The 14,511-nt window shown below is 61.1% G+C and carries 16 protein-coding genes; 11 read left to right on the top strand and 5 right to left on the bottom strand.

The window, feature by feature from the left end:
• Positions 1–55: 55 nt before the first annotated feature.
• The 7 genes from tkt (at position 56) to GKIL_RS00110 (ending at position 6,061) form a co-directional block, all read left to right on the top strand.
• Positions 56–2,068: a transketolase gene (gene tkt / locus GKIL_RS00080; protein WP_023171246.1), complete on the top strand. Its 2,013-nt coding sequence runs from the start codon at positions 56–58 to the stop codon at positions 2,066–2,068.
• Between the two features lie 131 nt (positions 2,069–2,199).
• Positions 2,200–2,565 (top strand): single-stranded DNA-binding protein, encoded by a 366-nt coding sequence (locus GKIL_RS00085; protein ID WP_023171247.1) that lies wholly within the window; start codon positions 2,200–2,202, stop codon positions 2,563–2,565.
• A 4-nt stretch (positions 2,566–2,569) separates the two neighbouring features.
• Positions 2,570–3,382: a carbon-nitrogen hydrolase family protein gene (locus GKIL_RS00090; protein ID WP_023171248.1), complete on the top strand. Its 813-nt coding sequence runs from the start codon at positions 2,570–2,572 to the stop codon at positions 3,380–3,382.
• Positions 3,383–3,545: 163 nt separating this feature from the next.
• On the top strand, positions 3,546–3,884 hold the full coding sequence (locus tag GKIL_RS00095; RefSeq protein ID WP_144080274.1) for a hypothetical protein: 339 nt from the start codon (positions 3,546–3,548) through the stop codon (positions 3,882–3,884).
• A 53-nt stretch (positions 3,885–3,937) separates the two neighbouring features.
• On the top strand, positions 3,938–4,900 hold the full coding sequence (locus GKIL_RS00100; protein ID WP_023171250.1) for a succinate dehydrogenase/fumarate reductase iron-sulfur subunit: 963 nt from the start codon (positions 3,938–3,940) through the stop codon (positions 4,898–4,900).
• Positions 4,884–5,783 (top strand): CoB--CoM heterodisulfide reductase iron-sulfur subunit B family protein, encoded by a 900-nt coding sequence (locus GKIL_RS00105; protein ID WP_023171251.1) that lies wholly within the window; start codon positions 4,884–4,886, stop codon positions 5,781–5,783. Before GKIL_RS00100 ends, GKIL_RS00105 begins: the two co-directional genes overlap by 17 nt.
• A 50-nt stretch (positions 5,784–5,833) precedes the next feature.
• Positions 5,834–6,061 (top strand): DUF3134 family protein, encoded by a 228-nt coding sequence (locus GKIL_RS00110; RefSeq protein WP_023171252.1) that lies wholly within the window; start codon positions 5,834–5,836, stop codon positions 6,059–6,061.
• Between the two features lie 107 nt (positions 6,062–6,168).
• On the opposite strand, the gene GKIL_RS00115 is transcribed toward GKIL_RS00110, so the two are convergent.
• The 3 genes from GKIL_RS00115 to GKIL_RS24345 form a co-directional block, all read right to left on the bottom strand.
• A complete protein-coding gene (locus GKIL_RS00115) occupies positions 6,169–7,020 on the bottom strand; it encodes an alpha/beta fold hydrolase (protein WP_023171253.1) in 852 nt (283 codons plus the stop codon).
• 3 nt (positions 7,021–7,023) lie between these two features.
• Entirely contained in the window at positions 7,024–8,310 is a 1,287-nt protein-coding gene (locus GKIL_RS00120) for a glucose-1-phosphate adenylyltransferase (protein WP_023171254.1), read from the bottom strand.
• 64 nt (positions 8,311–8,374) lie between these two features.
• Positions 8,375–8,554 carry a hypothetical protein gene (locus GKIL_RS24345; protein WP_023171255.1) on the bottom strand — a complete coding sequence of 60 codons (180 nt, stop codon included), beginning with the start codon at positions 8,552–8,554 and terminating at the stop codon, positions 8,375–8,377.
• Positions 8,555–8,581: 27 nt separating this feature from the next.
• Here GKIL_RS24345 and GKIL_RS00125 point away from each other — a divergent pair, with 27 nt between their 5' ends.
• Together GKIL_RS00125 and GKIL_RS24350 are read left to right on the top strand one after the other, a co-directional pair.
• Entirely contained in the window at positions 8,582–9,313 is a 732-nt protein-coding gene (locus tag GKIL_RS00125; RefSeq protein WP_023171257.1) for a tetratricopeptide repeat protein, read from the top strand.
• Between the two features lie 28 nt (positions 9,314–9,341).
• Positions 9,342–9,794: a hypothetical protein gene (locus GKIL_RS24350; protein WP_144080275.1), complete on the top strand. Its 453-nt coding sequence runs from the start codon at positions 9,342–9,344 to the stop codon at positions 9,792–9,794.
• Positions 9,795–9,796: 2 nt separating this feature from the next.
• Here the strand turns inward: GKIL_RS24350 and aqpZ are convergent, their stop codons facing one another.
• Together aqpZ and GKIL_RS00140 are read right to left on the bottom strand one after the other, a co-directional pair.
• Positions 9,797–10,543 carry an aquaporin Z gene (aqpZ, locus tag GKIL_RS00135; RefSeq protein WP_023171258.1) on the bottom strand — a complete coding sequence of 249 codons (747 nt, stop codon included), beginning with the start codon at positions 10,541–10,543 and terminating at the stop codon, positions 9,797–9,799.
• Positions 10,544–10,794: 251 nt separating this feature from the next.
• Positions 10,795–13,053, bottom strand: coding sequence for an FdhF/YdeP family oxidoreductase (locus GKIL_RS00140; RefSeq protein ID WP_023171259.1), 2,259 nt, complete (start codon positions 13,051–13,053; stop codon positions 10,795–10,797).
• A gap of 126 nt (positions 13,054–13,179) precedes the next feature.
• Between GKIL_RS00140 and GKIL_RS00145 the strand changes: the two genes are divergently transcribed.
• Positions 13,180–13,479, top strand: coding sequence for a DUF7734 family protein (locus tag GKIL_RS00145; RefSeq protein WP_023171260.1), 300 nt, complete (start codon positions 13,180–13,182; stop codon positions 13,477–13,479).
• Positions 13,476–14,453, top strand: coding sequence for a 7,8-didemethyl-8-hydroxy-5-deazariboflavin synthase subunit CofG (gene cofG, locus GKIL_RS00150; RefSeq protein ID WP_023171261.1), 978 nt, complete (start codon positions 13,476–13,478; stop codon positions 14,451–14,453). Before GKIL_RS00145 ends, cofG begins: the two co-directional genes overlap by 4 nt.
• Positions 14,454–14,511: the final 58 nt, after the last annotated feature.

Here is a 14,511-nt window from a genome sequence, read left to right on the forward strand (position 1 = left end):
AGCGCAAAAAATGGCACGATGCCTTTGAGTCCATACCTTAGCGACAGGAAACATCATGACGGGCACTCTGCTTGACAAGACCACCACGCAGCTGGACGAGTTGAGCGTCAACACCATTCGCTTCCTGGCTGTTGATGCGGTTCAAAAGGCCAACTCCGGCCACCCTGGCCTGCCGATGGGTGCCGCTCCGATGGCCTACATCATCTGGACAAAGTTTTTGCGCCACAACCCCCACAATCCCAAGTGGTTCAACCGCGATCGCTTCGTGCTCTCCGCCGGTCACGGTTCGATGCTGCTGTACGCGCTTTTGCACCTGACCGGCTACGATCTGGGCCTCGAGGATCTCAAGCACTTTCGCCAGCTCCACTCCAGGACGCCCGGCCACCCCGAGAACTTTCAGACCCCCGGCGTCGAGGTGACCACCGGTCCCCTGGGCCAGGGCCTCGGTAACGGCATCGGTCTTGCGATCGCCGAGGAGCATCTGGCCGCCCGCTACAACAAGCCCGGCCACCAGATCATCGACCACTACACCTACGCCATCGTCTCCGACGGCGACCTGATGGAGGGGGTCGCCTCGGAGGCGGCGTCGCTGGGCGGCCACCTGGGCCTGGGCAAGGTGATCTACCTCTACGACGACAACCACATCTCGATCGACGGTGAAACAGAATTATCCTTCACCGAGGACCGGATGAAGCGCTTCGAAGCCTACGGCTGGCACACCCAGCACGTCACCGACGGCAACGATCTTGTCGCCATCGAGGAGGCGGTCCACGCCGCCCGCGCCGTCACCGACCGGCCCTCGATCATCGCCGTGCGCACGATTATCGGCTACGGTTCGCCCAACAAGGCCAACAGCCACGACGTCCACGGTTCGCCCCTCGGTCCCGACGAGGTCAAAGCGACCAAGCTCAACCTCAAGTGGCCCCTCGAACCGGACTTTTATATCCCCGACGACGTGCTCGCCCACTTCCGCCAGGCGGTCGATAACGGGGCCAAAGCCGAAGCCGAGTGGCACGAGCGCTTCGCCGCCTACAAAGCGGAGTTTCCGGCGGAGGCCGCTGAGCTAGAAGGACTGATCTCTGGCACGCTTCCCGAGGGCTGGGAGCAGGCGTTGCCCACCTTCAGCCCCACAGACAAGCCCATCGCCACCCGCGCCGCCTCCGGCAAGGTACTGGGGGCGGTCACCGCCGTTCTGCCGGGGCTTATCGGCGGTTCGGCGGATCTGGCTCCTTCTAACAACACCTACGTCAAAGCCTTCAAAGACTTCCAGAAAGACACGCCCTATGGCCGCAACTTCCACTTCGGCGTGCGCGAGCACGGCATGGGGGCGGTGATGAACGGCATGGCCCTGCACGGCGGCCTCAAAGTCTACGGTGGTACTTTTTTAATTTTCATGGACTACATGAAGGGGGCCGTGCGCGTCGCTGCCCTCTCCCACTCGCCGGTGGTCTACGTCTATACCCACGACTCGATCGGCCTGGGCGAGGACGGCCCGACCCACCAGCCGGTCGAGCAGTTGATTACCCTGCGCGCCACCCCCAACCTCACGGTGATCCGTCCTGCCGACGGCACCGAGACAGCCGGTGCCTGGAAGATCGCGATCGAGAGCAAGAGCACGCCGGTGGCCCTCATCCTCACCCGCCAGAATCTGCCCATCCAGCCCACCAGCAGCATCGAAGGGGTGGCGAAGGGTGGCTATACGCTGGTGGAGGCCGAAAATCCTGATCTGATCTTGATCGGCACCGGCTCCGAGGTGTTCCTGGTCGTCGATGCCCAAAAGAAACTCGCCGAGCAGGGCGTCGCGGCCAAAGTCGTCTCGCTTCCCAGTTGGGAACTGTTCGAGCAGCAGCCCCAGGCATACAAGGACAGCGTCCTCAACCCAGGCGTCAAGCGCCTCGCGGTCGAAGCTGGATCCACCTTCGGCTGGCACAAGTACACGGGTCTCGACGGCGATGTGATCGGCATCGACACCTACGGTGCCTCTGCCCCGATCAAAGACGTGATGCCCGCCTTCGGCTTTACGGTCGAAAACGTCACCGCCCGCGCCCTCAAGCTCTTGGGCAAGTAGGACGCTTGCCCGCCGTTCTGACCGGGGGTGCGGCTGTGCCCCCGGTTTTTTGCTGGCCGGTGCCGCACAGTGTTGGCCGCTCGCAGAGCCGGTCTTGTTATGCTTTACTGGCAAGACAAAGGAGCGATGCGATGAGTTTGAACATGGTGACGCTGGTGGGCCGGGCGGGCCGGGATCCGGAGATTCGCTACTTTGAGTCGGGTACGGTAAAGTGCTCGCTCACCCTGGCAGTGAACCGCCTGCGCCGCAAGGGAGAAGAGGACAAGCCCGACTGGTTCGACCTTGAGATCTGGGGCAAGACCGCCGAGATCGCGGGCGAATACGTCAAAAAAGGTTCGCTCATCGGCGTCTCCGGTTCCCTGGCCTTCAGCCGCTGGACCGACAAGGTGACCAAAGAAGCCAAGGAGCGACCGGTGATCAAAGTCGATCGCCTCGAACTTCTCGGATCGCGCCGCGACGGCGGGGCCGACAGCTCACCCGACGAGGAGGACTTCTAGCACGATGGAAAGTTATTTTGCCGCCGCTGTGCAGATGACCAGCACCGCCGATCTCGAAGCCAACCTCGAGGTCGCCTACGAGTTTGTCGGGATTGCCGCCCGGCGCGGTGCCCGGCTGGTCACCCTGCCCGAGAACTTTGCCTTTTTGGGGCTCGAGGCGGAGAAGCTCGAACAGGCGGCGCGCATCGCCGAGCGGAGCGAAAAATTTTTGCACACCGCCGCCCGCGACTGGCAGGTGACGCTGCTGGGAGGCGGTTACCCGACGCCCGCCGAAGGCACCGCCAAGTGCTACAACACGGCCCTGCTCGTCGGACCGGACGGCAGCGAACTTGGGCGCTACCGCAAGTTACATCTTTTTGATGTCAATCTGCCCGATGGCAACACCTACCGCGAATCCGACTCGGTGGTGCCCGGTCACGAACTGGTGGTGGTGCGCACCCCCGCCCTGGGCAATATCGGCCTGTCGGTCTGCTACGATCTGCGCTTTCCCGAACTCTACCGGGCGCTCTCCGCCCAGGGCGCACAGGTATTGACAGTACCTTCTGCCTTTACCGCCTTTACCGGCAAGGACCACTGGCGCGTGCTCCTAAGAGCGCGGGCGATCGAAAACACCTGCTACGTGATTGCCGCCGCCCAGACCGGCGAGCACTACGCCCGCCGCCAGACCTACGGCCACGCCCTCATCATCGATCCGTGGGGCAACATGCTGGCCGATGCCGGCGACACCCCCGGCATGGCCATCGCTGAGATCGATCCGGGGCGGCTGGCCCAGGTCCGCCGCCAACTGCCCGTTCTGCAGCACCGGCAGCTCCCGTAGCCGTTGAGAATCTATCCGGTTGGATAACCACCTAACTGTGGTGGAGCGACCCAATCGAACGTATATAGTGGTGTATTAGCTTCCCCCCTATCCGGCAGTGCCTCACGAACTTCTGGCTTCTACCCATCGCGCACTGCCAGCCGGGATTCTCAGCTGCTGCTTTTTGATCACAGCCTGTGCCGGGCAGTCCCTCGCCCGCTTCGAGCAGGCGGTCTACCACTACGAGGTCTGCGCTCAGCAGGCCCGCAGCCTCATGCTCGCCGAGCACCTGCCAGAATCAAAGGCATTTTCGGAGTCGCGCTTTCTTGAAAGCCACTGCCGTCCTCAGATCCAGGTGATGCGCCAGACGCGCATCGAGGCGGAGCAGGCCGGTCATAGTCTGCAGTCCCTCGCAGAAGCTGTCCGCCGCGCCCGCTCTAAAGTCGCTCGCCTGCCATCTGGAGCACCCGTTTCTGCCTCCGAAACGTTACAAAGTGTTCGCTCTGAACCAAAGTCCCGATAGGGAGTATCCGGGGCAGTTATGGTAGTGTTGGAGGCTGTGTCTACCTCACCGCGATGGAAATCACTGTTCGCATTCGCCGCCAGTCGCAATCGGAGCCGCCGAGTTACAGCAGCTATCAGCTCGACGTCGATCCGGGCACGACGGTACTTGACGCCCTCAACCAGATCAAGTGGGAGCAGGACGGCAGCCTCGCTTTTCGCAAAAATTGCCGCAACGCCATCTGCGGCAGCTGTGCGATGCGCATCAATGGCCGGGCCGCCCTCGCCTGCGCCAGCCGCATTCGCGACACGGTCGATAAGCGCGGTGAGATTCTGGTGCAGCCGATGGGCAACATGCCGGTCATCAAAGACCTGGTGGTCGATATGGCGAGCTTCTGGCAGCACCTCGACCGGGTCGATCCCTACGTGAGCACCGCCGCCCGCCAGCTCTCCCAAAAAGAATTTCTCCAGACGCCCGAACAGCGCGCCATCGTCGAGCAGCCCAGCAACTGCATCCTCTGCGGTGCCTGCTACTCCGAGTGCAACTCCCGCGAGGTCAACGCCGATTTTGTCGGTCCCCACGCCCTGGCGAGGGCGTACCGGGTGCTGGCCGACAACCGCGACGACAAAGCCGGTGAAAGGCGAGCGCAGTACAACCAGCCAGACTTTGCCTGGGGCTGCACCCGCTGTTTTTATTGCAACGAGGTCTGCCCGATGGGTGTGCAGCCGCTGGAGCAGATTCAAAAAATTCGCCACGAACTCTTGATAGACAAAGCGACTGCCGAAAATACCGCGATGCGCCACCGGCGGGTCATGGTCCGCCAGATCAAGCAATCCGGCTGGCTCGATGAGACCCGCTTTGCCCTGCAGGTGATAGGCCGCGACCTCAAAGGGCTGGTGAGCCTGCTGCCCCTCGGTGCGCGCATGGTCTTCAAGGGCAAAATTCCCCTCAGGCACAAACCGATCGAAGCGTGCAGCGAGGTCGGTGCCCTCATAGGTGAAATCCAAACGATGCAAAGCGATGGTCGCAACTTCTAAACCCCTCAAGTACGCCTACTACCCCGGCTGTGTCGCCCGTGGCGCTTGCGGCGAACTCTACAGTTCCACCGCCTTGATTAGCGCCGCCCTCGGCATCGAGCTGGTCGAACTCAAAAATGCCTCCTGCTGCGGCGCAGGCACCCTCAAAGAAGATTCGCAGCTGTTGCAGGACGCGGTGAATGCCCGCAACATTGCGCTAGCAGAAGAAAAAGAACTGACGCTCCTCACCCAGTGCAGCACCTGCCAGGGCGTACTGGGGGCGGTCAACGAAAAGCTGCGCGCCGCCAAAAGCGGCTATCGCGACCAAATCAACGACCTGCTCGCCCAGGCCGGCCACCACTACGGCGGTTCGGTGGACGTGCGCCATCTGTTGTGGATCTTGATCGAAGATTTTGGCCTCGATCGGCTACGCGAACGGGTCAAGCGGTCCCTTGCGGGCCTGCGCTGCGCCAGCTTCTACGGCTGTTATCTGTTGCGCGCCCAGCTGAGCCAGCGCGTCGATGATCCCCACCATCCGCGCTCGCTCGAAGACCTCTTCGAGGCGGTCGGGGCGACGGCGGTCGATTATGGCGGGCGCACCAAGTGCTGCGGTTTTCCGCTCTCCAGCTACGACACGCGCACGTCCTTTGCGATGGCTGCCGCCCGCATCCAGGAGGCGATCGATGCGGGGGCCGATTGTCTGGTCACCCCCTGCCCGCTCTGCCACCTCAACCTCGACTCCCGCCAACCCGAAGTCGAACAGGCGGCAGGCCGCAAGTTCGGGATGCCGGTGCTGCACCTCTCGCAACTGGTCGGCCTCGCCCTCGGCCTTGCCCCGGACCAGCTCGGGATGCAGCATCACATCGTCTCTACCCGCAGCGTGATCGCCCGCTTGGGACTTTAGTCCGACTGCGTCTAGAATCGATGGAGCCTATTTGTGTCAGGGAAGTTTTCATGCGCCATCCCCAACTTCGCGAAGAACCCCGTCATCAAAAAGCGTCCGTGCTTCCCTCCACCCAGCGCGAGGGCATCCTCGACTGGCTGCAGCGCACCGGCAAGCTGCAATCCCGCACGCCGGTAGACGAGGAAGGTCTGGGCGAAGACGAAGATTTTGACGACCTGGTAGACGACGAGGAGACGGTCTACGAAGAAGAAGAGGCCACCCTCGACGACGAAGAATAAGCCTTAACAAAACGTTGAGCATTTGCCCCAGCCCTGCTTTTGAGCGTAATCTGAAAGCGCCCTCCCGGAGCAGTTACTCTTTCCTCAGAGCGCCTCGGGGGGGTTGCTCATCCGGTCGGCACCAAAAAATCGATCAATAGCGCATTGACCTGGCCCGGATCTTCCTGCTGGACCCAGTGGCTGCAGTCCCTCAGCAGCACTCGCTTTGGGCCGCTGACAAAAAAACGCTCAAGCTTCTCGCTGAGGCGGGTTTCAAGGGCAAAGTCGCGGCTGCCCCAGATTACGAGCGCTGGAGCAGCGAGTAACTGCTCGTAGGATGTTCCAGCCGGTTGCAACAGCTCGCGGTAATAGCGAAGCGCCGCGCTCAGGGCACCGGGCACGGCGAGTGCCTGCCGATAAACTTGAATATCTGCGTCGCTGAAGCTGCCGGGCCGCACCTCGGGATGACGAAAAAGCTGCTCCAACACTTCGTAGTCGTTGTGGGCGATGAGTTGCTCCGGCAACCAGGGCAGCTGAAAGAAAAAGATATAGAGACTTTTGAATAGTTGCAGGGGGTTGGAGCGCAGTTCCTCGACAAAGCGTACCGGGTGCGGCGCGTTGAGGACGACGAGCCGATCGAGGGCGTCCGGATAGCGGTAGGCAAATTCCCAGGCGATGAGCCCGCCCCAGTCATGGCCGACGACGTGGGCTTTGCTGTAACCAAAAGCGGCGATCAGCGCGCGGATGTCCGCTGAGAGGGTGGCAAGGTCGTAGCCCCCGGCGGGCTTGTCGCTCAGGTTGTAGCCGCGCAGATCGGGGGCGACGACCCAAAAGTGCTCCGCCAGCACCGGTATCTGGTAGCGCCAGGCGTACCAGAACTCCGGAAAACCGTGCAGCAGCAACACCAGCGGCGCACCGGGCAGTCCCTGCTGGACGCAGTGAAAGCGGATGCCGTTCGCCTCGACGTGCGTTTGCTCCATGGGCTAGATCACAGCGCCGTCTGGAATCTGCGAGTCCTTGGGCACGATCACGATGCCGTTGCGGATGTAATAGCCGCGCTCGGGGTAGTCCGCTTCCTGGGGCCGCTCCTTGTTGAGGATCTGCACATCGGTGCCGATGCGGGCGTTCTTGTCGATGATCGCCTTTTGAATGACGCTGCGCTCGCCGATGCCCACCGGCGGCAGACCACGGGTGAGGGCTTCGGAGCGCTGAGCATCCGATTCGTAATAGTCGGCCCCCATCACCAGCGAATCTTCGATGCGCACGCCCGCGTCGATGTAGGAGCGCAGGCCAAGAACAGAATGAAAGATCCGCGCCTGCCGGATAATGCAGCCCTCGGCGATGATCGACTGGGCCACCTCGCAGTCGGTGAGGTGGCTGGGGGGCAGATAGCGCGGTCGGGTGTAGACCGGGGCGGTGGGCGAATAAAAATCAAAGGAAGGAGCGTCGGAGGTAAGAGCGAGATTGGCGTCGTAGAAGGCTCCGATCGTTCCGATGTCCTCCCAGTAGTCGTCGAACAGGTACGCCTGAACGTTGTAATCCTGCAGGGCAGCGGGCAGAATTTCTTTGCCGAAATCGGTGTGGTGGGGCGCTTCGCGCAGCAATTTGAGCATGACATCGTGGCGGAAGACGTAGATGCCCATCGAGGCGATGTAGGGGCGACGCCGCGCCTCGACCTCAGACAGGCCGAGGGCCGTCGTATCGACGCGCATCCGCTCCAGTTCTGCGCCCTTTGGTTTTTCGGTAAATTGAATCACCCGGCCTGCCGGGTCGATCTTGACCAGGCCAAAGTCGCTGGCGCGCTCGTGATCGCAGGGCAACACGGCGATGGTGACGTCGGCGCTGGTCTCGCGGTGGCGCTGGACGAACAGGCTGTAATCCATCCGGTAGAGGTGATCGCCTGAAAGAATCAGATACTCGCTGGCTCTGGAAGACTCCAGCAACCAGAGGTACTGGCGCACCGCGTCGGCGGTGCCCTGAAACCAGTCGGGACTCTCGTCGGTCTGCTGGGCCGCCAGGATCTCACAAAAACCGTCGCTGAAACTCGAAAACTGGTAGGTACGGGCGATATGGCGGTTGAGGGAGGCGGAGTTGAACTGGGTAAGAATATAGATCTTCTGGATATTCGAGTTGATGCAGTTGCTGACTGGAATATCGATGAGTCGGTACTTGCCGCCGATGGGCACCGCCGGTTTGGCCCGTCTTTTGGTGAGTGGATAGAGCCGTGTGCCCCGGCCCCCTCCCAAGATCACCGCGATCACCTGATTCATAACCACCTCCCTGCCGCATCACCTCCTACAGTAAACCGCAGGAAGGGTCTTCTTCCTAACAAACTTATCCGCGTCCCCCGCCAAGGACGAGCCAGAGGGCCAGAGCCGCCGCCGGAGCGAGAATGACTGCTGCCAGCGGCAGCGGCAGCGGTTGCCGGATCGCAAGGGGCAGGACATACTTGACCAGAATGGAGAGGAAGGCCGCAAGCACGAACATTCCCCCGACCAGACGCCACTCCTGCACCCGTACCTCCCGTTTTCTAGCAAGATTATGGCAAGCAAAAATCGCAAATTTCTTTTATTTGGTATAGCCTTCTTTGGCGCGGTCGGCTTTGTCGGCCCTCTGCTCTTTACCCTGTTCTCGATCTTTACGGGTGTGGAGAAGGCACCGGCACCGCGCACCCCGACCGCCGAGAACCAGGCGGACCCGGCCCGCACCCGCCAGGAAATCGCAGGCTACGAAAAAATTCTGCAGCGCGAACCCAATAACGTGACCGCCCTCAGCAGCCTCGCCACACTCTACCTGCAGCAATTTCAATTTGACAGGGCGATCCCCCTCGTCGCACGGCTGGCGGACCAGCAGCCGGACAATCCGCGCATCCGCCTGCAACTGGCTGAACTGTATCAAGTAAGCGGCAAACCCGCCCAGGCCCAGGCCCAGTACCTCAAGGCGATCCCGGTCTACGAAAAACTCGCCTCCCAGCAGCCGGACAACCTCTCCGAGCGGCTGCAGCTGGCCCAGATCTACCAACTGGCGGGGCAACCCGACAAAGCCGAAAAAGCTTACGACCAGGTGCTCGCCAAAGACAAAAAGCGCTTCGAGGCGCTGATCGGCAAGGGTGATCTGCGCCTCAAGGCCGGCAACAAGACCGCTGCCCAGGCACTTTACAGTCAGGCCGAACAGGCAGCCCCCGCCGAAGAAAAGCCCCGCGTCCAGGAATACGTCAAAAGTCGGCTCAACCCGCCCAAACCGCCGGTTGCGCCAAAACCGCAGCCAAAATAAGGCTTCTGACCTATTTGTGGAGAAACTCGTGACGATGAAGCGGCGATTTTCTCGACGGGAGTGTTGGGGGATTACTCCAAAAATTTACTTTGCAGGCTTTCTTTATGTGGGCAGACGGGCAGAGGGTAAGCCGGTGTCAGTACCTCAAGACGCAAGAGTACCTGTAGCAGGTTCACTGCTGCCGGGAGAAAAATCCGCATCAGGTTCGGTGCAGAGGGAATCAAAACGGCTGACATTCCTGGCGTCTCAGAAGCACCTTTTTATCGAGTTACAGAATCGAGGTGGGGTTCAGTACTACCGTTGCGTCCTGCCCGCAAGCCGGGAATTGTCCGCTTTTTTATCGAAGCGCCGACAAAAAAGCAATCTGCAAGACTACCAGAACTACCAACACGAATTGTTCCCCATCTTGGCGAGAATTGTCGAGCGTAGCCCGGTCGCCAGAAGACGCGAAATCGCGGAGATGTTGCGGGCTGTGCAGTGAGATCAAGGTTCGGTGCGGAGCTGGGCGGAAGCAGGCGTGCCCTCCGTTTCTAAATCAGGCTCAACAAAAAAGGCGTGGTGGAAAAATCCTGCCAGGGCCGCTCCAACGATCGGAGCAAGCCAGAACAGCCACAATTCAGCCAGCGCCCAACCGCCTACAAACAGAGCCGGGCCAGTACTGCGGGCCGGATTGACCGAAGTGTTGGTGACAGGAATGCTGATCAGGTGAATCAACGTCAGGCTCAAACCGATGGCGATCGGAGCAAATCCCTTGGGCGCACGACGGTCAGTCGAACCCAGGATGATCAGCAAAAACATGAAGGTCATCACCACTTCACAGACAAGGCAGGCGAGCAGCGAATAACCGCCCGGCGAATGGACGCCGTAGCCGTTGGAGGCGAAACCACCACTCAGGCTGAAACCGGGCTTGCCGCTCGCGATCAAGTAGAGGACACTGGCTCCGGCAATCCCACCTGCTACCTGGGCAGCGATGTATGGCAGCAATTCGTTGGCTGGAAAGCGCCTGGCCGCCCAAAGACCGATCGAAACCGCTGGATTGATATGACAGCCGGAGATGTGGCCAATCGCAAAAGCCATCGTCAAAAGCGTCAGGCCAAAGGCCAGCGCCACCCCGACAAAGCCTATCCCCAGATTTGGAAAGGCAGCAGCCAGAACGGCAGCACCACAACCTCCAAGGACCAACCAGAAAGTGCCGACAAACTCAGCTACAGAACGTTTTACAAGCGACATATGACATCCCGCTATGAATAGTTCGGCAGTAGCATCCTAGTCCTGGATAGAAAAACCGATCGATTGTGTACAACAAATTTTTACGTAACAGGATGGTGATCACAAGCTTTAACCTGCCGGAAGTTGGCTGGGCAAATGCAAGCCAGGCCAACTTTATATGCGACTGCACAAATCGCAACGGGTTGCTGTCAAGAGGCAATTTCCCCGCAGAGCTGTCATTTTCTGGCTTCTAGCGGCCTGTCGAACGGTCCTCAGCCACTGGCGACGACGAGGATCGGGTTGCGCTTGAAGGCCGGGATGCCGCAGCGCTCGTCGATCGGTGGCTGGATGATGGCGTTGATTTCGGGATAGAACATCAGGGCGACGCCGCGCTTGGGGGAGCCAAAAATCACTTCTACCTGTTCCTTGCAGCCGATCTTACCGATCACCGTCACCCGCTCGTGCTCGGCAAAACCGGCGGCTTGCGCATCGTCGGGATTGAGCAGAATGCAGTTGCGGTGCGGCATTCCCCGGTAGCTGTCGCCCTCTTTGTAGACGACGGTGTTGTGCTGCGAATAGGAGCGCACACTCACCAGCACCAGGGGGATCGCACGGTGGGACGGCTCGATGCCAAAATCGCCGATCTGGGGTGGGCGCAGTTCGGGCAGGGGCGGGACGAACATTTTGGCCCGCCCGGTCGGTGTGGCAAAGACCGGCTCGTGAAAGATGCGCCCGGCGATCGTAAATTCTTCGCGGGTCTGGTCGATCGTCGCCATCTTCTCAAAGCCGGGGATCGTCTGGGCGATCAGTTGGCGGACATAGGCCGTATCCTGCAAGCGCCGCCAATCCACCGGCACTTCGCCCAGCAGGTGATGGGCGACCTGGGTGAGAAATTCGACCTCCGAGATCAAGTCTGCCCCAGGAAGATGGGTGCGGCCTGTCTCGTTGAGGCGTACAAAGTTGTTGCCCGACTCGACCGTGGTGCGGTGGGGATTCTCGTCGCGGGTAAAGACCGGAATAATAATCGTCTGCTTGCTTGCCAGGCCGTGGAAGTGGCCCTGGTTGGGCTTGGTGGAGATATAAAAGATCGTCTCGATCTGGCCCAGGGCGCGGCTGGCCTGGCCCTGGTCGGGGTTGGCCCCCCAGAGGTTGCCTCCCAGGCAGAGCAGGGCGTCGATCTGGCCTGCAGCCGCCGCCTCGATGAGCCGCCGGGTGTCGTGGCCGGGAACGCGGCTGAGGGGGCGTCCCAGGAGCTTTTCGAGGGCGAGGCGGATCTCTTCTTTGAGGCGGACGCTCACGCCCATCGAGCCAAAGCCCTGGACGTTGGAATGGCCACGGATCGGCATCGTACCGGCTCCTGGTTTACCGGCGTTGCCGGTGAGCAGGGCAAGGTTGGCGATCGCAAAAATGTTATCGACGCCGTTGGCCTGCTGAGTGGCCCCCATCGCCCAGGCAAAGACGACGCGCTCGGATCGGGCGATCATCTGGGCGGCCTGCTCGATGAGAACGCGCTCGATGCCGCAGGTGGACTCAATCTGCTGCCAGCTCGTGGCCTGGGCGTGTTCGATCACCGCCTGGGAGTTCTCAGTATGCGCCCCCAAAAAGCGACGATCGATCTTGTTCTGCTCGATAAGCGATTTGGCCATACCGACGAAGAGGGCGACATCGCTGCCGGGGTCCGGCTGCAGGTAGAGCGAGGAGATTTCAGAACCGAACAGCAAAGACGGCACGAAGGCGGGGGAGGCAAAATTCATCAGCCCCACCTCGATGACCGGGTTGACGACGATCACCCGGCCCCCCCGCTCGCGCAACTTGATAAGCTCGTTCATCAACCGGGGATGGTTGGCCGGGGCGTTGGAGCCGATGAGCACGACGCAGTCGGACTGTTTGAGGTCTTCGAGGCTGACCATCGAGGTGCCGGAGCCGAAGACCTGCTTGAGGCCGTAGGTGCTGGGCGAGTGGCACAGATCCGAGCAGTCGGCCAGGTTGTTCGAGCCCAGGGCACGCATCATCAGTTGCAAGATGTAGGCGGCTTCGTTGGAGGAGCGGCCCGACGAATAGGAGGCGACCCGCTCGGGCGGACGGGCAAAGGCTTTTTGGGCAATCGCATAAATTTCTGGCCAGCCGATGCGCTCGTAGTGCGAACTGCCGGCCCGCAGGATCACCGGATAACTCAGGCGGCCCAACCGCTCCGCCTCCCGAGAACTGAGAGCCTGCAACTGGGCAAGGGACTGGCGGGCAAAAAAATCAGCCGCCACCGGCCCCTGCAGATCCCCCACGATCGATTCGACACCCTTTGCGCAGCGCTGCAGGGGTTCGTTCAGTTCGTTGCGAAAGCCGCCTTTCTGGCCGCCGGTACCCCAGGCGCAGGACTTGCAGGCGCTTTTGTGGTTGAGCTTCTGCCAGAGGAGTGTGCGGTAGGCGAGGGTCTTTTCGGCCCAGTAGAGCACCACCGGCAGACCGCCGCCGCGCGAAACTTTGAAGACGGGCGAACCGGCCTTCGCGGAATAGGGCTTGAGGATTCTGGCCATTGCGCGTTCTTTTTGGGTGGGTCACTCCAACGATAGATCCGCCTGTCCGGTGTAGCAGTCACTATTTCGGCAGAGCTGGCCCATCGTCCTAGACTGGACAGAAGATTCGCTGCCGATAGAGGGAACATGGGTCTGGCAGAAGCGCTCGAAACCTATACGCGCAGGCGACCGGAGGAGGTGCTGCTGGTGCGGGTGCGCATCGACGGCTCCGAGGAGGAGGCACTGGTCTTTCGCGGCGAAACCAGCTATCTTACCCGGCCCACCCCCGCTGACCCGGCGCTGCCGGTAATTCCTGCCGACGCGGAGCTGCTGAGCGTCGATCGCCAGCGCGCTCCCTATTCGCCCGTCAATCCCCAGATCATTGCCTCTGGGCTGGGACGCGCAGAACTGACGCAGTTGCTGGCGGAGGCAGGCATTTCTCTGTGAGCAGCGAAGCGCGCACGATCACCTATAGCCCTTCGTTTACGGTCGTGCCGACCCACGAGTGCTTCAACCGCTGCGGCTACTGCAATTTTCGGGCCGAAGCGGGCTCGGACTGGCTCACACCAGAAGCCGCCAGGCAACTGCTCGAACCGCTACGGCGGACGGGGGTGTGCGAAATTCTGGTCCTGAGCGGCGAAGTCCATCCCCGCGACAGGCGGCGGGGGGACTGGTTTTCGATGATCGAGAGCCTCTGTGCTGTGGCCCTGGAACTGGGGTTCTTGCCCCATACCAACTGCGGCATCTTGAGCTTTGCTGAGATGCGTGCCCTCCAGCAGGTGAACTGCTCGATGGGCCTGATGCTCGAAATCGAAAGCGACCGGCTTTTAGAGAGCGTCCACCGCCATGCCCCGAGCAAAATCCCGGCGCTGCGGGTCGAACAGCTTGCCTGGGCGGGTGAACTGGGCATTCCCTTCACCACCGGGCTGCTGCTGGGCATCGGTGAAACCTGGGCAGAGCGCGAGGCCACACTCCAGACGATCGCCAGGCTGCAGGAGCGCTACGGCCACATTCAAGAAGTGATCCTCCAGCCCCACCGCCCCGGCGGTGCTCAGCACTGGTCCGGCGAGGCGCTAGGTGAGGCAGAATTGCTTGAAACCGTCCGACTGGCCCGCAGCATTCTCCCGGCAGAGATTACTCTTCAGATCCCACCGAATCTGGTCGTGGACCTGCTCCCGTTTCTCGAAGCGGGCGTGCGGGATCTTGGTGGGATTGGCCCGGTCGATGTCGTCAACCCCGACTACGCCCATCCTCTCGTCGCCAGGTTGCGCGGAAACCTGCAAGAAGCAGGCTGGAAGCTGAAGGAACGCCTGCCCGTCTATCCCCACCTTTACGGGCGTGTACCGACGGCGCTACGCCAAACTCTACGGACACATCTACAAAGTTTTCTAGATTCACCGATTTTAAGAAAAAAGAAGTAAATGATCGCTTTTTTACGAGAACTTTACAAAAGAGCGGTATGTTCCTGGTAACTTGTTA

This window comes from Gloeobacter kilaueensis JS1, assembly GCF_000484535.1.
Lineage (GTDB): Bacteria > Cyanobacteriota > Cyanobacteriia > Gloeobacterales > Gloeobacteraceae > Gloeobacter > Gloeobacter kilaueensis.